General features: G+C 29.4%; 24 protein-coding genes. 3 read left to right on the plus strand and 21 right to left on the minus strand.

Features of this window, described 5'->3' with window-relative positions:
• Positions 1–103: 103 nt before the first annotated feature.
• From eno to CP960_RS04335, 3 genes are read left to right on the plus strand one after another with little or no spacing between them, the layout of a single operon-like run.
• Positions 104–1,378, plus strand: coding sequence for a phosphopyruvate hydratase (gene eno, locus CP960_RS04325; RefSeq protein WP_101184087.1), 1,275 nt, complete (start codon positions 104–106; stop codon positions 1,376–1,378).
• Between the two features lie 4 nt (positions 1,379–1,382).
• Positions 1,383–1,625, plus strand: coding sequence for a septum formation initiator (locus tag CP960_RS04330; RefSeq protein ID WP_101184090.1), 243 nt, complete (start codon positions 1,383–1,385; stop codon positions 1,623–1,625).
• Positions 1,622–2,332, plus strand: coding sequence for an AMIN domain-containing protein (locus tag CP960_RS04335; RefSeq protein ID WP_101184092.1), 711 nt, complete (start codon positions 1,622–1,624; stop codon positions 2,330–2,332). The genes CP960_RS04330 and CP960_RS04335 overlap by 4 nt, the downstream gene beginning before the upstream one ends.
• A gap of 8 nt (positions 2,333–2,340) precedes the next feature.
• On the opposite strand, the gene CP960_RS04340 is transcribed toward CP960_RS04335, so the two are convergent.
• From CP960_RS04340 to CP960_RS04440, 21 genes are all read right to left on the minus strand, one after another.
• Positions 2,341–3,507, minus strand: coding sequence for a cation:proton antiporter (locus CP960_RS04340; protein ID WP_101184094.1), 1,167 nt, complete (start codon positions 3,505–3,507; stop codon positions 2,341–2,343).
• A 14-nt stretch (positions 3,508–3,521) separates the two neighbouring features.
• The gene (locus tag CP960_RS04345) at positions 3,522–4,373 is read right to left on the minus strand and encodes a biotin synthase (RefSeq protein ID WP_101184095.1); all 852 of its coding nucleotides are present in this window, start codon (positions 4,371–4,373) and stop codon (positions 3,522–3,524) included.
• Positions 4,363–4,875, minus strand: coding sequence for a YfcE family phosphodiesterase (locus CP960_RS04350; RefSeq protein ID WP_101184098.1), 513 nt, complete (start codon positions 4,873–4,875; stop codon positions 4,363–4,365). Before CP960_RS04350 ends, CP960_RS04345 begins: the two co-directional genes overlap by 11 nt.
• Before the next feature lie 2 nt (positions 4,876–4,877).
• Positions 4,878–7,238 (minus strand): type I DNA topoisomerase, encoded by a 2,361-nt coding sequence (gene topA, locus CP960_RS04355; protein ID WP_101184100.1) that lies wholly within the window; start codon positions 7,236–7,238, stop codon positions 4,878–4,880.
• 68 nt (positions 7,239–7,306) lie between these two features.
• Positions 7,307–8,077, minus strand: coding sequence for a UDP-N-acetylmuramate dehydrogenase (locus CP960_RS04360; protein ID WP_101184102.1), 771 nt, complete (start codon positions 8,075–8,077; stop codon positions 7,307–7,309).
• Complete coding sequence (locus tag CP960_RS04365; RefSeq protein WP_101184104.1) at positions 8,074–8,940, minus strand: menaquinone biosynthesis family protein; 867 nt, start codon at positions 8,938–8,940, stop codon at positions 8,074–8,076. Before CP960_RS04365 ends, CP960_RS04360 begins: the two co-directional genes overlap by 4 nt.
• A 96-nt stretch (positions 8,941–9,036) precedes the next feature.
• Positions 9,037–10,125 carry a glucosaminidase domain-containing protein gene (locus CP960_RS04370; protein WP_228152011.1) on the minus strand — a complete coding sequence of 363 codons (1,089 nt, stop codon included), beginning with the start codon at positions 10,123–10,125 and terminating at the stop codon, positions 9,037–9,039.
• 81 nt (positions 10,126–10,206) lie between these two features.
• Entirely contained in the window at positions 10,207–11,688 is a 1,482-nt protein-coding gene (gene nuoN / locus CP960_RS04375) for an NADH-quinone oxidoreductase subunit NuoN (protein ID WP_101184106.1), read from the minus strand.
• Positions 11,685–13,214 carry an NADH-quinone oxidoreductase subunit M gene (locus CP960_RS04380; protein WP_101184108.1) on the minus strand — a complete coding sequence of 510 codons (1,530 nt, stop codon included), beginning with the start codon at positions 13,212–13,214 and terminating at the stop codon, positions 11,685–11,687. Before CP960_RS04380 ends, nuoN begins: the two co-directional genes overlap by 4 nt.
• A 13-nt stretch (positions 13,215–13,227) precedes the next feature.
• Positions 13,228–15,090: an NADH-quinone oxidoreductase subunit L gene (nuoL, locus tag CP960_RS04385; protein ID WP_101184110.1), complete on the minus strand. Its 1,863-nt coding sequence runs from the start codon at positions 15,088–15,090 to the stop codon at positions 13,228–13,230.
• A 2-nt stretch (positions 15,091–15,092) separates the two neighbouring features.
• The gene (gene nuoK / locus CP960_RS04390) at positions 15,093–15,392 is read right to left on the minus strand and encodes an NADH-quinone oxidoreductase subunit NuoK (RefSeq protein ID WP_101184112.1); all 300 of its coding nucleotides are present in this window, start codon (positions 15,390–15,392) and stop codon (positions 15,093–15,095) included.
• Positions 15,389–15,946, minus strand: coding sequence for an NADH-quinone oxidoreductase subunit J (locus CP960_RS04395; RefSeq protein ID WP_101184132.1), 558 nt, complete (start codon positions 15,944–15,946; stop codon positions 15,389–15,391). The genes nuoK and CP960_RS04395 overlap by 4 nt, the downstream gene beginning before the upstream one ends.
• 11 nt (positions 15,947–15,957) lie before the next feature.
• Entirely contained in the window at positions 15,958–16,581 is a 624-nt protein-coding gene (gene nuoI / locus CP960_RS04400; protein WP_101184114.1) for an NADH-quinone oxidoreductase subunit NuoI, read from the minus strand.
• 8 nt (positions 16,582–16,589) lie between these two features.
• Complete coding sequence (nuoH, locus tag CP960_RS04405) at positions 16,590–17,582, minus strand: NADH-quinone oxidoreductase subunit NuoH (protein WP_101184116.1); 993 nt, start codon at positions 17,580–17,582, stop codon at positions 16,590–16,592.
• Position 17,583: 1 nt separating this feature from the next.
• Positions 17,584–20,049: an NADH-quinone oxidoreductase subunit G gene (locus tag CP960_RS04410; protein WP_409454879.1), complete on the minus strand. Its 2,466-nt coding sequence runs from the start codon at positions 20,047–20,049 to the stop codon at positions 17,584–17,586.
• An 8-nt stretch (positions 20,050–20,057) separates the two neighbouring features.
• Positions 20,058–20,855: a hypothetical protein gene (locus tag CP960_RS04415; protein ID WP_101184120.1), complete on the minus strand. Its 798-nt coding sequence runs from the start codon at positions 20,853–20,855 to the stop codon at positions 20,058–20,060.
• Positions 20,856–20,860: 5 nt separating this feature from the next.
• On the minus strand, positions 20,861–21,127 hold the full coding sequence (locus tag CP960_RS04420) for an NADH-ubiquinone oxidoreductase subunit E family protein (protein ID WP_101184122.1): 267 nt from the start codon (positions 21,125–21,127) through the stop codon (positions 20,861–20,863).
• A 25-nt stretch (positions 21,128–21,152) separates the two neighbouring features.
• Positions 21,153–22,385, minus strand: coding sequence for an NADH dehydrogenase (quinone) subunit D (gene nuoD / locus CP960_RS04425; protein ID WP_101184134.1), 1,233 nt, complete (start codon positions 22,383–22,385; stop codon positions 21,153–21,155).
• A 3-nt stretch (positions 22,386–22,388) separates the two neighbouring features.
• Entirely contained in the window at positions 22,389–23,198 is an 810-nt protein-coding gene (locus CP960_RS04430; protein WP_101184124.1) for an NADH-quinone oxidoreductase subunit C, read from the minus strand.
• Positions 23,195–23,704, minus strand: a complete 510-nt coding sequence (locus CP960_RS04435) for a NuoB/complex I 20 kDa subunit family protein (RefSeq protein WP_101184126.1) — start codon at positions 23,702–23,704, stop codon at positions 23,195–23,197. Before CP960_RS04435 ends, CP960_RS04430 begins: the two co-directional genes overlap by 4 nt.
• Entirely contained in the window at positions 23,686–24,075 is a 390-nt protein-coding gene (locus CP960_RS04440) for an NAD(P)H-quinone oxidoreductase subunit 3 (RefSeq protein ID WP_101184128.1), read from the minus strand. The genes CP960_RS04435 and CP960_RS04440 overlap by 19 nt, the downstream gene beginning before the upstream one ends.
• Between the last annotated feature and the right edge of the window lie 186 nt (positions 24,076–24,261).

Consider the following 24,261-nt stretch of genomic DNA (forward strand, 5'->3'; position numbering starts at 1 on the left):
ACAAAACTTTTTTAAATCTTTTTACATACTAATCATAAAAGCAATTACCAAATAAGTTTTTTGTATAATATCTAAAAAATTTGTAACTTAGATAGGAGAAACAGTGGTATATATTGATAACGTTTATGCTGATGAAGTTTTAGACTCAAGAGGTAATCCAACTGTAAGAGCAACAGTTATTTTAAGTGATGGAACAAAAGAGAGTGCAATTGTTCCAAGTGGTGCTAGTACAGGGAAAAGAGAAGCTTTAGAGTTAAGAGATGGTGATGAAAGATTCTTAGGTAAAGGTGTATTAAAAGCTGTAGAAAATGTAAATAGTCAAATTGCAGATGAATTAATTGGATTAAGCCCTTATAACCAAGCAGAAGTTGATGCAACAATGAAAGATATTGATGGGACGAATAACTATTCTAAATTAGGTGCAAATGCAGTTCTTGGTGTTTCTATGGCAACTGCTAGAGCAGCTGCAACTTCATTAAATATGCCACTATATAGATACTTAGGCGGTGCAAATGCTATGACTATGCCTGTACCAATGTTTAACATTATTAATGGTGGAGAACATGCTAATAACTCTGTTGACTTTCAAGAATATATGATTATGCCAGTTGGATTTGAAAACTTCAATGATGGATTAAGAGCTGCATCAGAAGTTTATCATAATTTAAAAAAGATTATTGATGAGATGAATGAGAGCACTGCAGTTGGTGATGAAGGTGGTTTTGCTCCAAACTTAAAATCAAACGAAGAACCTATACAAGTTATTATTAAAGCAGTTGAAAAAGCTGGATATAAGATTGGTGAACAAATCGCAATTGCACTAGATGTAGCTGCTTCAGAACTTGTTAATGAGTCTGGAAAATATGTATTAAAATCTGAAAATAGAGAATTAAGTTCAAAAGAGTTAGTTGAGTATTATGCAGATTTATGTTCAAAATATCCTATTATTTCTATTGAAGATGGTTTATCAGAAGATGACTGGGATGGTTGGAAAATATTAACTGAAAAACTAGGAAATAAAATTCAATTAGTAGGTGATGATTTATTTGTTACAAATGCTTCAATTGTTGCTGAAGGAATCTCAAAAAAGATTGCAAACTCTGTATTAATTAAACCAAATCAAATTGGAAGTGTAAGTGAAACAATGCTTACTATTAGATTAGCACAAAGAAATAATTATAACTGCGTTATGTCACATAGGTCTGGTGAATCAGAAGATTCATTTATTGCTGATTTTGCTGTTGCATTAAATTGTGGTCAAATTAAAACAGGTGCAACTTCAAGAGGTGAAAGAAACGCAAAATATAATAGATTATTAGAAATTGGTGCAGAGATTGCATACGCGGAATATTTAGGGAAAGCTCCTTTTTCTAAATAATTAAATGAAACGTAAAATTCATGAGATAAAGAAGTTTAGTGTAATAGCAATTGTATCAATTGCTATTACACTTTTTCTTAGTTATCATGTTGCAATAATTTTGTTTGGAAGTAATTCATTAGAAGTTTATAACTCTTTAAAAGATAAAAGGGTATATTTAGTTAATGAAATTAAAAGATTACAAGAAGAGAATGCCCATTTACAAAAAGAGTATTTCGAATTAAAAAACTTGGAGCCAGAACAATGAAAAAAATATCTTTATTTATAACATTACTTATTTTATCATCTAGTTTAAGTGCAAGAGAGAACCCTTTTGAAGCTACACAAGCTTATAATGAAGAAGTTGCAAGACTTATGGAAATAGAAGATAGTTATCCAGATGAGTTTGAGAATCAAGAAAAAGTCTATATAGAAGAGATTCAAGAAAAAATGAAAGCTAATAGTATAAATAAAGATACTAAAAGTATGACTAAAAATGAGTTAAAAAAAGATTCTTCAAAACTTACAGAAGATAAAGTAAAAAAACTTATTACTCAAGCTCAAAAAAAGACTGTTGATGAAACAAAAAAGATTGTACAAGAGCTAAAAAAACAGGAAAAAGAAGAGATTATCTACGTAAAACCAAGAACTGATGTGGCTTTTGAAAAAGAGATTTTACCTTTTTTAAAACTTGAATATACAAATGAAAAACTTCAACTTCACTCAAAACATAATGTATTTAAAAAGTTTACTTTACCAAATCAAAATAAAATAATTTTAGATTTTTATGCAAAAGAGAACTTTTATACAAAAAGAGAAGATTTAAACTCTACAAACTTTACAAAAATAACAGTAGGGAATCATAAGAAAGACAAATTCTTTAGAGCTGTTATTGAGTTAACTGATACTCCTGAAAATTATGAAGTAACTTATACTGATGGTCAAGTAACTATTTTTAGATTAGAGCAGATGTAATATCTGCTTTAATCATTTTTAATCACTTTTTTTATTCCTAAATAATTAGTTAATATTCTAATAACAATCATTACAATTAAAACCTCTAAAATTGAAGCTAAAATAAAAGCATAATAGTAAAATTGAGTAATTGCATGACTATGATATGCAAGTGTAGTTACTGCAATAAGTAGAGTTAATGGCATAGAATGAGATAATCCTAACATAAAGAATCTATTTTTTCCCATCTCTTTTATAAATAGCAATGAAGCAATAAATCTAATTAATATCATAGCTAATACTATTAAAAGTGCAGTTGTTATAAGTCCATCATGAAATAACTCTTCAATTTCAAAAGAAGAACCTACATAAATAAAGAATATTGGCACTAACCAACCAAAACCAAAGTGCTCTAACTTATGAGGTAATGATTTATTATGTTCAAAAAAAGTAGTAATAAAAGTACCAGCAATAAATGCACCAAATGCAACTTCAAGTTTTAAATATATCATTACAGCAATCATTACAAAAAAGATTGCCATAGATACTCTTACATCTTGTTCTTGATTATCTTCAGTTGGCATCAAATATGTTTTAATTTCAGGATACCACCAAATTAAGTTATTAAATAGCTTATAAAAGATTGCCAATAAAATCATAAATGCAGTAAATAAAAGCATTGTTTTATAAAATTCCCAAGTTACACCAAATTCAAGCATTGCTGAAACTGTTGTAAGTGCAAAAATAGATACAATCTCTCCAATCAGCCCTACTACAATTGCCATTCTTATCCACTCAACATCGCCATACTCTTTTTTTAATGCTGCTAAAATACCAATTGATATAAGTGGTAAGGTAACAATAAATATATTACCAAGTTTAAAATATAGAGTAATAGCTGCTGATAAAGAGAAGAGTATTACATTATAAAAAAGTGATTTTTTAAGTATTGTTGTGGGTATATTTATAAGTTTACGTAAATCTACTTCCAATCCCGCTAAAAACATCAAATATAAAAATCCAAGTTCAGCAACTAGCTCTAAAATTGGATGTTCACTAATAAAAGAGAAGTAAACAGCAAGTGCACCTAAAATAATCTCTATTGGTACAGTAGGAACTCTTAATACCCTTGAAAGTAAAGGTGATGTAAAGATTATTATAGAGATTGTAACAATAATTAAGATTTCATCACCCATTTAATTTCCTAAAACTATTTTCTTTCTCTTTTTATGCTAAAACCCAATTTCTCAAGCTCTGCAATATCATCAGCTGGTGTTCTTCCTGCAGTTGTTAAATAATCTCCAATTACAAATGCATTTGCACCCTTTTCAAAGATTTTATACTGTTCATCTGCAAACATTAGCTCTCTTCCTCCAGCAACCATTATTTTTTTTGCACTTGGAACCATTTTTCTAGCTAATTCTATTAACTCAAAAGCCTCTTGTCTTGAAACTGAATTTTTCACAATTGGTAAAGCCTCATTTGGGTGAAAAAAGTTTAAAGGTACATTCATAGGTTCTAATGATGCAATTGATTCAAGCATTGATACTCTTTGCTCTTGAGTCTCTCCTAAACCAAAAATCCCTCCACATATAAGTCTTAAACCTACTTTTTTAACATTTTTACATGTTTCATATCTCTCTTCCCAAGTATGTGTTGTAACAATTTGAGAATAAAAATCTTGAGCTGTTTCAAGGTTATGATTATAGGCATCTATACCTGCTTGTTTTAATGTTTCTAACTGTTCAACAGAAGCTGTTCCATTACATGCAATTAATATTAATCCTAAATTCTCTTTTTTCACTGCTCTTGCTGCTTCACAAACAAAAGCTAACCTCTTGTCATTTAGCCCTTTACCTGCTGTTACAAGACAAAAGCCATTTGCATTATTTTCTCTTGCTCTTTTTGCTTCTTGAACAATTTGTTCAATAGCTTTTTTTTTGTATCTTTGAATATCAGCTTTATATTTTACACTTTGTGTACAAAATTTACAATCTTCATTACATGTACCACTTTCTATATTACATATAGCACATAAAAAAATCTCTTTATTATCGTTCATATCTAAACTCTTCTTTCTTAAAATTATTGGAATGTATATCTCTAAAGTAGTAATTAATTATATACTCATTTTCATTAATTTCAAGCAAAACAGACTCACTTAGAGGTTTTTCACGAGCACAAACCTCTCCTGGATTAATGAAAAGTGTACCATTATTATAACTACACTCAAATTTATGAGTATGACCAAAAACTATAATATCACTATCTGCATTTAAATAATAAGGAAGATGCATAAGTTTAAACTTTATATCTTTTATCTTAAAGTAATATGGTTCTTTTTTGATTTTATACTCATTTGCTAATGAAAATAAACTATTATCATTATTGCCAAAAACAGTAACATACACTAGCTTTGAATTTTGTAATAATTTTAAATTATCTTCAATACATAAGTCACCAGCGTGTATTAAATATTGAGCACCTTGTTTTTTTAAATGCTTAATAACTATGTCAGTATAGTCACTTCTTGTGTGACTATCTGATAAAATTCCTATTTTCATTTCTATTTTTTTGCAGTACTTGAACTGCTTTTTTTAGTTGTAGTTTTTTTTGTAGTTGTCTTTTTCGTAGTTGTTTTCTTTGCAGGGGCTTTCTTACTTGTTTTAGATTTTGGATCTTTTTCTATTATTTCTTGACACTCTTGTAAAGTCAACTCTTCAGCTACTTTTCCTTTTGGAATTTTGAAATTTTTTCTACCTTGTTTAATATATGGCCCATATCTTCCATTTAAAACTTGAATTTTTTCTTTTTCAAATACTTTTATTGTAGCCTTTGCTTTTGCTTCATCTAGCTCTTTGATTACTTCTAAAGCTCTTGGTAACTCTATTTTATAAGGGTCGTCAGATTTAAGTGAATAAAACTTACTTTTTACTTGTAAGTATGGACCAAATCTTCCAATATTTGCAACAATATCTTCACCATCTTGTGTTTGTCCCACAACCCTTGGAAGAGTAAATAAATACAATGCTTCTTCAAGTGTAATAGTATCCATATTTAAATGTTCAGGAATCGCTACAAACTTTGGTTTTTCTTCATCATCTTTTGTACCAATTTGAACAAAAGGACCAAATCTTCCAACCCTAGCACTAACAGGTTTTCCAGATTTAGGGTCTGTACCTATTTGTCTTACTTGTAAGTAATCTTCTTTATTTACACTATTCTCTTTTTCTTCAATTCTTTTTTTAAAGCCTCCATAAAACTCTTGCATAACTTGTTCCCATGCAATTTTACCCTCTGCAATATCATCAAACTCTTCTTCAATCTTTGCAGTAAATCCTAAATCCACAATCTCTGCAAAATGATCAGTTAAAAAAGCATTTACTATTTCACCTGTGGCAGTAGGAGCTAATTTTTTATCTTCTGTTTTAACAACATATTCTCTTTGCTGAATTGTAGAGATTGTAGGAGCATATGTTGAAGGTCTACCAATTCCTTCACTCTCTAACTTTTTAACTAGGCTAGCTTCTGTATATCTTGCAGGTGGCTTTGTAAATAATTGTTCTAAATCTAGTTTTTCTAAATTTAAAATTGTGCCTTTTTTTACTGTTGGTAAAATCTTTTCACTACTATCAAGTGCACTTTCAGGATTATCACTACCTTCTGTATATGCTTTCATAAATCCTGCAAATATTATTCTTTGTCCCTTTGATTGGAACTCATACTCTTTATCTTTTCCAGCTTCAATCTTATATGTAGTATTTGCAATTTTTGCAGGAGCCATTTGCGTTGCTAAAGTTCTTTTCCAAATTAGTGAATATAGTTTAAACTGAGCATTATCTACATAAGGCTTAATATCACTAGGTTTTAGTGCTAAATTAACTGGTCTAATAGCTTCATGGGCTTCTTGTGCACCCTTTGATTTTGATTTATAAACTCTTGGCTTATTTAAAGAATACTCTTTCCCATACTCTTGTTCAATTACCTCTTTTGCTGCACTTGTTGCAACTTTAGAAAGGTTTAAAGAGTCAGTTCTCATATAAGTAATTAAACCACCTGTATGATTTGGAATATTACCTACATTTCCTTCATATAACTGTTGTGCAATAACCATTGTTTGTTTTACTGAAAGCCCAATTTTTCGACTTGCTTCTTGTTGTAAAGTTGAAGTTGTGAAAGGAGCTGCTGGGTTTCTATTTGAGTCTTTTTCTTCAATATCTACAAGCTCAAATTTTCCTTGCTTTATAGAAGCTTCAATCTGTTTTGCTTCTTGCTCATTTCTTACTTTTTTTGCTTTTGAATTAATTTTTGCAAGTTCAGCTTTAAAAGTTGGATCTATAAAATCAGCTTTAATTTTCCAATACTCTTCAGGTTTAAACTCTCTAATTTCATTCTCTCTATCTACAATAATTCTAACTGCAACTGATTGAACTCTACCCGCACTAAGACCATATCTAACTTTTTTCCAAAGAAGTGGTGATAGTTCATACCCTACGGCTCTATCTAAAACTCTTCTAGCTTGTTGGGCATCAACTAAATTTTGGTCAACATCACGAGGATTTTCAATAGCTTTTAAAATTGCATCTTTAGTTATTTCATGAAAAACAATTCTTTTTATAGGGTTTTTTTCTACCTTTAGTGCAGGAATAAGATGCCAAGCAATTGCTTCCCCTTCCCTATCCTCATCGGCAGCTAGATAGATGACAGTATCTTTTGTAATATGTTTTTTCAAGTCTGCTATTACTTTTCTCTTATCTGTTGAGATTAAATATTGTGGCTTAAAATTATTCTCAGGGTCAAACCCTAACTTTGATTTTGGTAAATCTCTAACATGCCCCATAGAGGCCATAACTGTGTAACTTTTATCTAAAAACTTTGATATTGTTTTTGCTTTTGCAGGTGACTCAACTATTACTAAATTCTTCAAACTTTCTAACCCTTACGCTATTTTTAAAGTGCAAAGTGTATCATAAATTAATTAATAAATAATTAAGCTTAGTAAATAATTATCTCTTCTTCTAAATTTATATTAAATTTTTCTTTAACTCTTTTTTTAGCTAAATCAATAAGATAAATTGCATCTTCAAATGTCCCATTTCCACTATTTACTAGAAAATTAGCATGCTCTTTAGAAAAAGACATTGAGCCTTTTTGAACACCTTTTAAACCAACTTCTTGGATTAATCTTCCAGCAAAGTCTCCTTTTGGGTTTTTAAAACAAGAACCAGCACTTGCCATTTGGGGCTGATTATCTCTCATTTTGTTAAACTGTTTTAATCTATCTTTACAAAATCCACTTTGTACTTCTAAAACTACTTCATAAACTATTGTATCAATTTTTGTACTTCTATATGTGTATTGTATATCTTCTTTGTTTATATATCCATTTTTAGTTTTAATACTTACTACATGATTAAAAATCTCCCAAGACTTTAAACCTGCATTCATTTTTACAACACCACCCATTGTCCCAGGTAGTTTTGCTAAAAACTCTAAATGCCCTATGTCATTTTTTCTACAATAACTTAACAATTTTCCAGAGCTTGTTGCACAGCCTACATAAAGTCTATTATCATGCTGTTTTATATAATCAAAATTACTTCCTAAAATAGCAAACTTTGGATGATTATTTGAAACTAAAATATTATTTGCTTTTCCAATTATTGTGTATTCATCATAATCACCAATCTCTTCAATTATCTTTATATCAGCAATTGGCCCTATTTTAATTGAAGAGTATCTTGAAAAATCTACTTTTTTAATCACTTGCTTCTTAAGTCCTCATATTCACTTGGAATTAAAAAATCTTTTGCTTTGATTAGATTTTCATAAAATCCATGTTTATAACCTAATTCAAAAAGTTTATCAAGAGCTTTATATTGAGTTTCACTTAAATTCACTGATTCATCATTTGCATATAAATCTAAATATTTATCTAGTGTTGGTGCATCTACTCTAATTAAACCTTTTTCAAGTAGCATAGTAGCTAAAACTTTTCTATTTTTATTTGCAACATCTACTGCTTTTATTAAGCAGTTTTCATAATCAATTGCATTATGAAGAGGGATTGACCTTCTTAAACACATTCCACCAAGAGGTAAAGGTAAATCTCCCCCACTTAACTCTTCCCAAATATCCCACATCTCTTTTTCAACTTCAAGCTCTTCATTATAATTTAAAATTGATTCATGTATTAAAACACCAGCATCAACTTTTCCTTCAAGAACAGCATTTTCAATATCTAAAAAATTCATGTAAGTAATTCTAGCTTCTGGATAAGCTATTTTAAATAGTAGTGCATTTGTAGTAAACTCACCACTAAGAGCAACCTTAAAATTTTTCTTAAGTTTTTTATCTTTTCTTTTTACTAGCTTTGGTCCATAACCTTCTCCAAAAGATACTGCTGTTTTTAGTAAAGCATAATCATCTTTAACAAAAGGGTACAAAGCAAAAGAGATTGCACAAATGTCATACTCACCTTTTAATGTGGCTTGATTTAATGTCTCAATATCAGCTGCAATATTCTCAAATTTTGCATCTTTTGCACTAACCCAACCAAATTTTATAGCATAGTACATAAAAATATCATCAGCATCAGGAGAGTGTGCAACACTTATAGTTTTCAAAATTTTTCCTTAATAATATAGTTTTTAGTAGTTAATTAAGTAGTGATTGTAGCACTTTATGTATTATTATTTGGTTAGATATAAACAAAGTAGCCTTAACTACTTTGTTTCTTCTTCTATTTTTTCACTATCTTTAGTGATATTTTCTATTTTTTCTGTTTTTTCTATTTTTTTCTGTTTTTTATTAATCTTATTCTCTTCTAAACTCTTTTTTTGTTCTGTTTGTAATGTTTTATTCTCATTACTATTTTTTTCTTGTTTTACTACTTTATCTTCTTTTATACTATCTTCAATCTCTCTTGATGTTGTAACCTCATCATTACTATTTTGTATTGCACTGTTTTCTAACTCTTCTTCTTTTTGCGCTTCTTCTTTTGTTAATGTTTTTTGCTCTTTTTGAACAATAAACTCTTTATCATCATATTTTGTAAACTTATTATATTTTATCATTGCAGCTAATTCTCTTCCATAAGCTGCTTTTTTCTCCGAATATCTATCTAGTTTTGTAACTAATAAAAATGGGTCAGGATTTTCATAATTTACTTTTCTAAACTCCTTAAATGCTGAACTTCTTGATAAAGTTATATAATAGTCTTTAATTGATTCTTTTACACTTGCATATTTTTTAAGCCAAATAGTTTTTGAACCTCTTTTTCCACTTGCTGCAATTCTTGGTTCATTCTTATTAAATGACCAAACACCAAAAATATTATTTGCTTCTTTAAAAAATCTTGATTGTCCCCAAGCACTCTCCATTGCTCCTTGAGCTAAAGCTATTGATTTTGGATGGGGCTTTAATGCATATAAAAGCTCTTGATTTGTTTCTACTTTATAAAACTCTTTTAAACTCTTGATTTTTTCTGTTTGTTTATTTTCATCTATATAGTTTTGAACTTCTAAAAATTGTTGTTTTAACTCATCATATACTTCATTTAAAGCAGGAACCATCATATTTATAAATCTCTTTTTCTTTACTGATACAGGAATTGGTTTAGGTTTGTTTTTTTCTAAAGCCTCTTCAAGTTTAACTTTTAATTGCTGTTCATTTTTTTGCAAGAGCTCAATTTTTTCATTTAATTTATTAACTTCTTGTCTTAACTGTTTTACTTGTTTGTTTTGTAGTTGATAAAAGTATCCAAACATAAGTAATACAATTATACTCATTGCTATTAAATAGTTTTTTTTCATATAAGTTTCCTATTTTGTGTTAATTTAATCAATAGTGTAGCAAAATATCAATAAAAGTAATTTTTATTGATATTTTATCTATTAAAATCCTGAAATTTGAGTGTAATAAGTTATTATTTGAAGAAGTGGTTCAATTGTGAATATTGATGTAATTGTTATTACTGCACAAAAAATTGCTAAATACTTCATAATTGGTGTAGCATTTTGTAAATATAACATTGGTTCATCTGGCTGTTTTAAAAACATATAAACTACTGGTTTTAGATAATAATAAGCTGCAATTGCTGAATTTATTATCATCATAAAAGCTAAAAACATAAATCCTGCATTTACTGCACTTCCAATTAAATATAGTTTTCCCCAAAAAAGAGCAAAAGGTGGAAGTCCTGCCAGTGTTAACATAAATAAAGCCATAAGTACTGCAACTTTTGGAGAAGTTTTAATTAGCCCAGCATATTTTTGCATACTATGGTCACTTCCTTTATCATACTGTTTAGTTCTATTTAACCAAAGCATTGTGAATCCACCAAGATTAGTTATAAAAAACATAATCCAATATAAAAATAGAGCTTGTGTTGCTTGATTTGTACCTATTAAAATAGCACCCATTGCAAATCCAGCATTTGATACAGATGAGTAAGCAAGCATTCTTTTTATATCATTTTGTAATAGTGCTATAATATTTGGTATTGTCATTGTTAAAATTACAATTGTATATAAAATTGTTTGTATAAATAAATCATTATTTACTATAAAAATCTCAAAAAATCTCAAAGCCACTACAAAAGCAGCAATTTTTGGAACAACTGATATGAATCCTGCTAAAGCAGAAGTTGAACCTTCATAAACATCAGCAACCCATAAATGAAAAGGGAAAAGTGAAAGTTTAAATGCTAGGGCTGCAATAATAAATGTAGCTGCTATTAAAATTACAAAATAGTTTTCAAACTCTGTTTGAGTCAAAATCAAAGATATTTGACCTAACTCTACACTTCCAGTTTGTGCATATAATATCATTGAACCAAAGGCAAAAAAAGCAGCTGTTAAAGCTCCCATTGTAAAATACTTAATTGCTGCTTCTATTGCATTTAATCTATTATGCATAGCAATCATTGTGTATAAAGCTAATGAAGAAGTTTCTAAAGCTACAAAAATAAGTATTAAACTATCTGAACTTGCCATAAACTGAAAACCAGCAACCATAAAAAGATATAAAGCAAAATACTCAGGGTATCTAAACTCTTGAAATCTTAGTTTTGCAAAACCTAAAATTATAAAGAAAATTGAAGCTATTACAATTATTGCTTGTGCTAAAGTTGAAACTCCATCTACTAAAAGTAAATCAAAAAAGCCTCTTGCATCAGAGTTAAATCCAAAAACAAAACCTAAATCAACTATTAAAGCTAAAATAGTCAATGTTAAATACAAAGATTTATCTAATTTTTTTGTTGCTAAATCTACGCAAAGAATTATTAAAGCTGCAACAATTGCAACTATCATTGGAGTAATTGTACTAAAATTTAAACTCGCAAAATCAATAGCTATTTTTGGTATTTCATTCATTTTTCTACCCCTGAGATACTGTTTAAATCAATTATCTTAGATTGAGCCTCTTTTGTAACTGTTTTAGCATTCATAATCTCAATAAGTTTAGAAACACTATTATTAACTGGGTCTAAGATTGGTTTTGGATAAATACCTAAAACAACAACTAAAGCAACTAAAGGAATAAGTGCTGTTAGTTCTTTTTTATTTAAATCTTTTAAACTTCTGTTTTCATCCTTTGTAACTTCGCCAAAAAATGATTTTTTATACATTACAAGCATATATATAGCACCTAAGATTATCGTAAGTCCTGCAATTATTGCTAAAAATGGTGAATATTTAAAAAATCCAAGCAAAGATAAAAACTCTCCTACAAAGCCAATAGTTAAAGGAAGTCCAATAGAGGCCATTAACATAATTGCGAAAATAGTTGCATATTTTGGCATTACTTTTGCTAAACCACCAAATTCATTTATTTGTTTTGTATGCCTTCTATCATAAATAACTCCTACAAGCATAAATAATGCTCCTGAAACAATTCCATGAGAAAGCATCAAAAATATTGCTCCTGAAATACCTTCAACATTCAATGCAAATATTCCTAAAATTATAACTCCCATATGAGATACTGAAGAATAAGCTATAACTTGTTTCATATCTTCTTGAGCAAAAGCAACCATTGCTGTATAAACAATAGCTATTAAAGCTAATATAGCCATAGGAAGTATCATATAAACACTTGCATCAGGAAATAAAGGTAAAGAAAATCTTACAAATCCATATGTTCCCATTTTTAATAAAACTGCTGCAAGTATTACAGAACCAATTGTAGGCGCTTGTCCATGGGCATAGGGAAGCCAAGTATGAAATGGAAACATTGGCACTTTAATAGCAAAACCTGCAAAAAATGCAAGAAATAGCATAAGTTGCATATCAAAAGGAAGCAATAACATATTCCAATCAAGAATATTAAAACTCCAATTACCAGTAGTTTGAAAATAGATATACCCTAAATATAACATACCAATTAACATAACTAAAGAACCAAGAAAAGTATATAAAAAGAACTTAATTGCTGCATATATTCTTAGCTTTCCTCCCCAAGCACCAATAATATAAAGCATTGGTACAAGAGAAAGCTCCCAAAATAAATAAAATATTATTGCATCTAATGCTAAAAATACACCAACCATAGTCATTTCTAAGAATAAAACAGTAATTATTAAATTTTTAACTGCTTTTTTCTCACTAAGAGCAATTAGTGATACCATAGTCATAAAAGTAGTCATAATCACTAAAAATAGTGAAATCCCATCAACTCCTACAATATAATTAATTCCATAAGTTGGAATAACTAATACTTGTTGCAAAAACTGCATATCTGGGTTAGAAACATCAAAATTTATCCAAAGTATTATACTTATAATAAACTCTATTGCTGTTGCTAAAATTCCATATGCTTTTATAGAATCATCACTTACTAAAAATCCTATAAATGCTGCAAAGAAAGGGAAAAATATCAATATTGATAAAATATAATCCATATAACTAAACCTTTTAATTTATAAATGCAAGAGTTACACTTAAAAATAGTATAAATGCTACACCAACTGCCATAACTCTTAAAGTATGAGACAAATTTCCTGATTGAATTGGTGCTGAATGAACACCAGTTTTATAAACAGTTCTTGCTATTAGGTCAACTGTTGCATCAACAATCTTCATATCAATAACTTTATAAGCAAATCTTGATAATAAAAAGTATGATTTACATATGACTTTTTCATAAAATTGTGGAATAAAATATTGATTTATCAATATCTTGTAAATAGTACTATTTTGCCACTGTTTAGAAAAACCACCATTTTTATATTTAAATACAGCAAAACCTATTCCAAACAATGCAATTGCACTAGTAACTGCAATAAGAATATAAGCCGTTGAATGAGTAATATTTGAAGCTTCCCATGTTGGTAAAATGTAAGTTACCATATTTACAAATGAATGTTCAAACCAACCTAAAATAACTGCCAATAAAGCAAGAGGAATCATAGCTGCGATAACAAAAGGGTACGTTTCATGTGGATGATAACCAAACTCTTCATATTTAGGTTTTGTAAAAAACACTTGCATAATAAGTCTAAAAGAGTAAAAAGCAGTTAATCCAGCAGTTATCCATAAAATAACCCATAAAAAAATAGCATCTGCATTAAAAGCTGCTTCTAAAATCTTATCTTTTGAGTAAAACCCAGCAAGAGGGAAAATACCTGCTAAAGCAACTGAAGCAATAATCATAATAATTGCAGTTGATTTCATTTTGTTATATAAACCACCCATTTTTCTAATATCAAGCTCATTACTCATCGCATGCATAACATTACCTGCTCCTAAAAATAGAACTGATTTGAAAAAAGCGTGAGTTACTAAATGAAATAGTGCAACCCAATAAGCACCAAGTCCAGCAGCAACAAACATATACCCAAGTTGTGATAAAGTCGAATAAGCAATAATCTTTTTCATATCATTATTTACTAATGCCATTGTTGCAGCAAAAATAGCAACAAATGCTCCCAAGCAAGCAATGAAATATCCCACTTCAGGAATAGTAGTATAAATCTCATTTGCCCTTACTAATAAATAAACTCCAGCTGTCACCATTGTAGCAGCATGAATTAAAGCAGATACAGGTGTTGGTCCTTCCATTGCATCAGCAAGCCATGTATGAAAAGGAAATTGTGCTGATTTTCCCATTGCTCCAATAAATAAGAATACTCCTATTAATCCAATCATAAAACCACTTAAAGAGTCAATATTTGAAAATACAATGTCGTATTGTAAACTTCCAATATTCCAATAAATTAAAAAGATTCCTACTAACATCCCTAAATCAGCAATTCTATTCATAATAAAAGCCTCATTAGCAGCCCAAGCAGCAGAGTTTTTATGATACCAAAATCCAATTAATAGCCAAGAACAAAGCCCTACGCCTTCCCATCCTATAAAAAGTCCTGCAAAGTTATCTGACATTACTAATATGAGCATTGAAAATACAAAAGCACTTAAATAAGAAAAATATCTATTAAATCCCTTATCATGTTCCATATAGCCTATTGAATGAATATGAACCATTGTAGAAACTATTGTTACAACACTCATCATTACTACACTTACGTGATCAACTACAAAACCAAAAGGGATATCAATATTTCCAACAACAATCCAATCAAGCATTCTTACATGAATAATTTCATTTGTTTTATATACAAAATATAATAAATTTAATGTAGCAATAGTAGAGACTGCTAACATAAATGATGTAAAAATACCTGTAATGATATTTTTTTTACTCATTGCAAAAACTGCTGCAAACAAAGAGCCAACAAGAGGTGCAAATAACGCTATATATAGATATTTTTCCATCATTAGCCTTTTAATCTTTGCATACTATCTAAGTTAATAGTACCTGTTTTTTTATACCATAAAATAAGAAGTCCCAAACCAATAGCAACTTCACTTGCTGCAATTGCTACTATAAAAAAAGCAAACATTTGTCCAGTTAAATCCCCATGAAATTTTGAAACAGCTGCTAAACCTATATTTACAGAATTTAACATTATCTCAGTTGAAAAAAATAGCATTAGAAGATTTTTTCTTCTTATTACTCCTAATAAACCAATACAAAATATCAAAGTTGAAAGGATTAAATATGCATTTAGACTCATCTTTCTTCCTTTAACTTATCAATTTCATTTTCACTTAATTCTGAGTATGAAGTATCCATCTTTTTACTAGCTAAAATAATTCCACCAATCATTGCAACAAGTAACATCACCGCTGCAATTTCAAAAGGAATTAAGTATTTAGTAAATAAAACAACTCCCACATCTTGTGTATTTCCCCATTCTGGATGAACTGGTAAATTAGCTTGTACATTTTGACCAATAATAGGAGATACAAAAATAACTACTATTAACAAAGCAATAAGTCCACTTAATAAAAACACTAGCCTAGGGTTTTTAATACTTTCTTTTACAGTTGACAAGGAGTCAAAAAACATCATTCCAAAAGCATAAAGAGCAACAACAGCTCCTGTATAAACAACAATTTGAACTGCTCCTAAAAATTCAGCATCTAATAAAAAGAAAAATGCTGAAATAAATATCATACCAGCAGCTAATGCACTTAAAGCATACAAAGCATTATTTGTAAATACTGTAATTAAAAACATAATAACTGTTAAAGTGGCAAATAGATAAAACGCTACTACTTCAAACAACATCTTCTCTCCTAATACTGTAATGGAGTCTTTTTGATTTTTTCATCAGCATCAGGTGATACTGCTCCAAAACCTTCATACTCTTTTTGTAAATGTAACTTATCAAGTGGTGTTAATAAATCCTCTTTTAAAGCAAAGTGTGCTCTTTGTTCTGAAGCATTTTCATATCTTCCTCCATGAACAATTGCAAGTTCAGGACAAACTTCTGCACAATAACCACAAAAAATACACCTTCCCATATTAATTGTGTACTCTAAAACCTCTTTTCTTGAATTCTCATCAATTTTTGTATCCATTTTAATACAATTTGAGATACAAATTTTCTCACAAAGTCCACACCCAATACATCTATTTTCTCCTGATTCTAATAGTGCTAAAAGCTTATGAACAGCTCTATATCTAGGTCCAATTGGTAACTTTTCAGCTGGGTATTGAACTGTGTGCATCTTACCTTTAAATAAAGCCTCTTTCATCATATTAAAAGTTATTTTAAGTCCTGTAAAAAGCTCTTTTTTAAAACTTCTTTTTATAACTTGCTTGAAAACTTCTTTATTTGTTTTAGGATAATCATTATCTTGGACAGTTATATAGTTTTGTACACCAACATTTCTATTTTTAAACTCTTCTAAACCCATTTTAACTCCTAAAACATCATTACAAAACCAGTAATAAGAATATTTATTACTGCAAGTGGCATTAATATTTTCCAACATAACCACATTAACTGGTCAGGTCTAATATGTGGCCATGAAGCTCTTGTCCATAAAAAGAAAAAGATTAAAAACATCACTTTTAAAACAATTGCTAAACCACCAGGAATAAACCATAAATCATTAAAACCTCCAAGGAAAATTAGTGAAACTAAAAAACATACAGTAAATAAATTCGCATACTCACCAATAAAAAACATTCCCCATCTAAGACCTGAATACTCTGTTGCATAACCTGCTACAATCTCAGCTTCATGCTCTAATAAATCAAATGGCGTTCTATTTGTTTCTGCAAATCCTGCAATAACAAATAAAATAAAAGCTAAGGGTTGTGACCAAATTAGCCATGAAGTAAATCCTCCTGTTTGATAGTTATTAATATCAATTAAAGATAGACTTCCTACTAACATCAAAGGAGCTAAAAGAGAAAGCCCTGAAACCACCTCATAAGATAGTAATTGAATAGCAGTTCTAGCTCCACCTAAAAGTGACCACTTGTTCGCACTACTCATTCCACCTAAAAGAGGACCATAAAGACCAACAGAAGCAACTCCTAATACAAATAAAACTCCTACATTAATATCTGAAATAATAGGTCTTATTACATACCCAAACATCTCAAACTCTGGGAAAAAAGGAACTGCACTCATTGCAATAAATGCAGTTGCTGCTGTAATAATAGGAGCAATCATAAAAACAGGTCTTGCTGCATTTTGTGGAACAAAATCCTCTTTTGTAAAAAGTTTTATACCATCAGCAACTAACTGCAAAAGCCCATAAGGTCCAACATTTGAAGGTCCTAATCTTCTTTGCATATAAGCTAAAACTTTTCTTTCTATATAAGTAGTAAATCCTGCTAATGCAGAAAAAACTGCTAAGATTACAACTGCTTTAACTACTGTTTCAATAATAATACTAGTTTCCATTTTAAGCCTTTGTAAGTGAAGCTCTTATAAATCTATATGAATCAAAAAGCTCTTTTGTTCCATAAGATTTATCAAAGGTAGAAACATATGCTATTTCACCATCAATTTGTTCATCAATAAAAACATCTAAATCAAATGTTTTATTCTTTGTTAGAACTCTAACTTTGCTATTTTGTTCTAATTGTAATTTATTAAAAAGTTTTTCAGACATATAAATACCAGTTTTTGCTTTTCTTTCAAACTCATGAGATTTTGCTACAAACTCATTAAAAAGATTCATAGGATTTGCTCTATAAATAATAAACTCATCTTTATGTTCTTGAACATTTAAAATCTCTGTTTTTTCAAAACTATTATCTATTTGAACATCTATATTATCTAAAATATATCCTCTATGTTCATTTGCATCATTTGAAAAATAGTTTGCTAAAGAATCAAACTCTATTTGTTTAAATCCACTTGTAGTTGGAAGCTTTGAAGTATAATCAATTGTATACTCTTGCTTTTTAGATAGTAACTCATTTGCAATATCATTTAATATATAACCTTTATAAGGTAAAGCAGCATTTGTAGGAACAACTCTTTTATCTATATTTACAAAAGTTCCTTCTTGCTGATTTAATGCTGGCATATCTAAGTTTCCATCACCTAAAGCACTTAATTCATAATCTGCTTTTTCATTATAACCAATAGCAAAACCTTCTACTTTCTCATCTAATTGGCAAATTAAACTAACACCTAAAGTATTTGTTTTAGTAGGGATAATTAAAATATCAAACTTTGTATATTTATCAATCATAGCACAAAGTTTTGCTAATGTTTTATAATTTGGATGAGTTATTACATCTTCACCTATTATTAATGAAAACTTATCTTTTTTAACAAGCATTGACTCAACTAAATCATAAAAGTTTTCATCAAGTCCTACTTCATCTAAAAGTTTACAGTAACTATACTCTACTTCTTTTTCTTCTTTTTTTGTTACTAACTTTTTAACCTCTTTTTCTTCACCACTATCTTCATCTAAGACTTTTTCTATTACTTGTTCTTTTTTTGTTTCAACTACTGTTTTAACTCTTTTCTCTTTTAAAGATTGAAGATATGTCTTAATATCTTCAGGTAAACTTTCATCTGCAAAAATATCTAAAAGAAGATACAAAATAGCCTCTTCTTTTAAAGGTTGATGATATATAAACTCTGTTGTTTTACCTTTTTTACCAATCTTTTCCATAATTGGATCAACAATTGGATGGAAATATAATCCAGCACCCTTATTTAAAATAATAGAGTTATTAAAAGCATATCTTGCATGTGGTAAATCATATTTTAAAAATGAACCTAATGAAATCACAAAATTTGATTCATGTACACTATTTAAAGTTGCTGAATAAAGATTTTTTCCACTTATTAAACTATACTCTTTTAAAAATCTTTGATATTTAAAAGCCTCATCATTTACTAACTTAAAGTTATGCTCTTCTTTTAATTTTTGTAAAATCAATGCCTCTTCATTAGTAATAAATGAGTTAAATTTTATAGTTTTTGCTTTTTTAAAAGCCTCAATTGCTTCTAGAAAAGACTTTTCATCTTTTTGTTGTACATCATTTTCAAAATCATAAGCAAATCTTGCCGCTCCATTTAATGTAACATAATGATGGTCATTTGTAACTCTATAAATTTTTAATTTGTCATGATTTTGTATTGATTCATGTTTTCTTTCATAATACATCAAAGCACAATCACTTGAGTGAGGATTTGATGCAGGAATTTTTGTTAATTCCCATGCATTTGATTTATATTGAAAATCATTTGATACAAGTGCTCCAACAGGACAAACAGAGATACACTCTCCACAATCTGTACATGAGTTTTCATCAAAACCAATAAGAGATTTATTGAGCTTATTCCACATTGAATAAGCATCTTTTGGCATACTATCTTTAAAAGTTTTTGAGATTGCATCAGAACCTCTTTTTACTGTACTTAAAGCACTTGAACCTATCATATCCTTACATACAGTTACACACTTTTCACAAACTATACATAAACCTGGGTCATAATTCATAACTCCCCAATGCTGAGTTGGTCTTGGCACATCTTTAATTGAATAACTTTGAGAATCTACTTTCATATATAAAGTATAATTTTGTAACTCACACTCACCACTTTGGTCACATACTCCACATTGTAATGGGTGATTTACATCATATACCTCCATTATTGCTCTTCTTTCTTTAGCAATATTTTCAGTAGTTGTTTTTACTTGCATACCATCTTTAGCTTTTGCATTACATGCATATACTTGTTTTCCATCAGCTTCAACTAAACATAATCTACAAGCAAGAGTGGGAGAACACCTAGTTAAATAACAAATAGCTGGAACAAAAATACCATTTGCTCTTGCAATATTTAATAGACTCTCTCCCTCTTTTGCCTTACAAAGTTTCCCATCAATCTCTAAAGATATTAAATCACTCACTCTTCAAGCCTTTCTATTTTTACGGGTTTATAAATATACCCACATGATAAGAAATCACTTCCTTTCTTATTTGTTGCGCAAATTGCAATTGTGCTTTGTAGGGTATCATCAACTATTAATTTTTTTAAAACTTCGCCCTCATTTGAAGTAAGTTTTATATTTGCTTTATCTTCAACTTTTGCAATTCTTGAAAAAGATGCACTTGCATAAACAATATTTGAATCTTTTGAACTATCCAAATATGAATAAACTACTGTTCCATTAAAAGGTAAAAGTTCTTCTACTTCTTCTATATTCTCATCTTGAGTATCAATAGGCATTGAAGATAAAAGTTTTAAATCACTATACTTCTCAATAGCACTTAATATTTTTAAAATATTATCAACTCTTTTATGAGAAAATATATCTTCACCAACTAATATAGTTTTGTTAGTTTTTCCTAAAGACTTTTCAAAAGCCTCTTCAAACTCTTCTTCTCCTGCACTTGATTCTGCTGAGATATAACCAATATCTAAATCATCTATATAAGCTTGTACTTTTTCACTTGTATTTTTTACAAAAGTATCTAATAACAAAGAACTAATACCTTCTTCACTTCCTGCTTCATATTTAATAAACTGCGTATAAAAATCTTTTAAAGCTAAACTATCAACTGCATGCATATAAATAACTTCTGCATTATTACTCTTCTTTGCTTCATTTATAGCTTCAACAATTTGCTCATTTGTATTTGCTAGGAACTGTCCAAAACATAAAATATAATCACTTTTTCTTAAAATATCTAAATCTATCATACTTTTTACTCTTCTTCTTTAGTTTCAATCTCTTTTTTTTCAGGTTCAACTTTTTTTACTACTATTGTCCAATCAACTTCATTAAACTTAATAGAGTTCATAAGTGTATAACCATTTTCATATATTAAATCAGCACTTTTTTGAACAGCTGAAAAATCTCCAATTTCAAATAAAAAAATAGCATTCTCGCCATCTTTAATATTGTGTTTCATCAGCTCTAACATTCTGTCATAAAAGTTTTGTTTTAGTGGTCTTAAATCAAACCTTTTCATATTTTTAACTCCATGGCTTTTATTATCATCTATCTATCTCACCAAACACTAAATTTAAGTTACCAATTAAAGTAACCACATCCGCTAATTGATGTCCAGGTAAAAGATCTTCTAATAACCCTGTATGGAAAAAACTTGGAGCTCTAATTTTTAACCTATATGCATACGGTGTTCCATCACTTACTACCATATATCCTAACTCTCCTTTTGGTGATTCAGTAGCTACATAGACTTCACCTTTTGGAGGTCGCATTCCTTGAGTTACTAAAACAAAATGTTGCATCAATGAATAGTTTTGAGTCATTATTTGCTCTTTTGGTGCAGAGATATACTCAGGAGCATGAGCCATAAGTTCACATTCACTTTCTTCATACATCAAAATAAGTTGTCTTAATATTTTAATTGACTCTCTTATTTCTTGCATATAACATTTATATCTTCCATACGAATCGCCAGTAGTTGCAATAGGAATATCAAAATCTAATTCAGGATATAAACCATAAGGCATCTCACGTCTTAAGTCCCACTTAATTCCTGTTGCTCTTAAAGCAACTCCTGTTACACCCCAAGATTTTGCTAGTTTGGAAGTTATGATACCAACATTTTCAAGTCTCATTCTCCAAACTCTATTTTCTGTTAATAGTCCCTCATATTTTTGAACTTCTACTTCTAAAGTCTTTAAATATTTTTCTAAATCTTCACACCAATTAGTTGGCAAATCTAAAGGAACACCACCAATTCTTACTGCACTATGTGTAAGTCTTGCACCACAATAATCTTCTATCAAATCTAATGCAAACTCTCTTTCTCTAAATGTATATAAAAATACACTCATTGCACCTACATCAAGAGCATGTGTTGCTAACCAAAAAAGATGAGAAACAACTCTATTTAACTCTAAAAGCATTGTTCTTATTATCTCTGCACGTCTAGGTACTTCAATTCCTAAAAGTTTCTCAATAGCAAGGGCAAAACCATAATTATTTGAAGTAGAAGCAATATAATCCATCCTATCTGTAGTTGGCAGGAATTCATTATATATCATATTCTCTGCCATTTTCTCCATACCTCTATGCAAATAGCCAATATCTGGTCTTGCTTTTACAACCTCTTCTCCTTGTAACTCTAAAATTAATCTCATTTGCCCATGAGCTGATGGATGTTGTGGTCCAAAGTTAACCACCATTGTATTATCTTCTCTTTCGAAGTTTATATTTTCAAAGAAAGGTTTTAATCTATTTGGAGTTTGTTGTTGCATCATCTACCTTCTCTCTTTTAAAGTTTTAGAATCTTCTTCTTTAAACTTTTTAATAAACTTAACACCTTGCTCTTCTTGATAAGCCAATGGTGTGTGCTCTGGCTCTTTTCCATCAGTAATATCTTGTGCATATGGTACTTCATGTCCTAATCTAGCAAACCTAGTAGTATCATATCTATCAATAGCAGCAGCATCTCTTATTTCAGGGCCTATTATCTCTCTTGCTTCTTTTCCAAAAATCTTATCCACTTCATACCAAGATGCAGCCTCATCTCCATGTAAAGGATAACTTTTTCTTAATGGATAATCATGCCAATCATTAGGCATTAATATTCTTTTCATATTTGGATGATTTATAATCTTTACTCCAAACATATCATATATCTCTCTTTCTGCCCAGTTTGCCATTTTGAAAAGTGAATAAACAGAGTTTAACTCTTCATCCTGTTTTAAAAAACATTTAAGTCTTAATCTTTTATGTTTACTCATAGATAAAAATTCATAAAAAATTTCAAAGCCACCTTGTAAACTTAAATAATCAATTGCAGAAATATCTATTAAAACATCATATTTTAATTCGTTTTTCAAAATCTCTACTGCATTTAAATTATCTTTTGAGTCTATATAAATAACTAAATGTTCTTTTTGTATATACTTATCAAGAATTTTTATTTTTGAACAAAGCAATTCTACATCATTAAAAAAAATTTCATCTTGAGCAACATCAACTTTAGGAAGCGAAGGAGTAACATAAAATCTATCATTAAAATATGATTTCTTTTGTACATCATTTTTTGGTTTGTATTCTCTCATACTAACCTCTTTTTCTTAACTGTTCTAAATATCGATTCTCTTCTAATCTTTTTTTGAAGCATCATAAGTGCATACTGCAAAGTTTCAGGTCTAGGAGCACATCCAGGAAGATATATATCAACTGGTACAACTCTATCTGCACCTTGAACTGTCGCATAGGTATTAAACATACCTCCTGTATTTGCACATGAACCCATTGAAATAACCCATTTTGGGTCAGGCATTTGGTCATATAATCTTCTCATAAACTCTGCATGTTTTTTTGTTAAAGTACCAGCTATAACAATAACATCTGCTTGTCTAGGACTAGCTCTAAAAATCGTCCCAAATCTATCAAAATCATATCTTGAAGCACCAGTTGCCATCATCTCAATTGCACAACATGCAAGTCCATAAGTTAAAGGCCATAAAGAATTACTTCTTCCCCAGTTTACAAGTTTATCCACTGTTGTTAGAGCAATAGGAGCTCCTTTATCAGCTAAATAGTTTACTTTATGCTGTGCCATTCTAAGGCTCCTTTTTTCCAAGCATATATAAATCCAATAGTTAAAAGTAGAATAAAAAGTATCATCTCTATAAAGCCAAACCATCCCAATACTTTAAAATCAACTGCCCATGGGAACATAAATATGATTTCTATATCAAATAAAATGAATAGTAATGCCATCAAATAAAATTGTACAGAGACTGTATTTGGTTGTTTTGTAACTTCTGGTCCACACTCATATAAAGATACTTTTAATTTCTCAGTGTTTAATCTTGCAATCTTTCTACTTATAACTCTTGCTAAATAAACAGTTAAGATAAATGCGCCAAATGTTAAAACAAACATAACAAATACACCAAAATACGGATGAGAAAAATCCATATGTGTCATCATGTATCCTTGGTATCTAATTTTTACACTTAAGTGTTAATTAATTATTTTCTAAATCCTACCTAATATCTACTAAAGCTATACTTATGTTACTATGGGCTTTTTACTTAAATTTGATAAATTTTTATTAACTAATTTAAAACTAAAGGAGTTTAATAATTATATTTTTAAAAGATACAAGCAGTA

The sequence above is a fragment of the Malaciobacter halophilus genome (assembly GCF_002837275.1).
Taxonomy (GTDB): domain Bacteria; phylum Campylobacterota; class Campylobacteria; order Campylobacterales; family Arcobacteraceae; genus Malaciobacter; species Malaciobacter halophilus.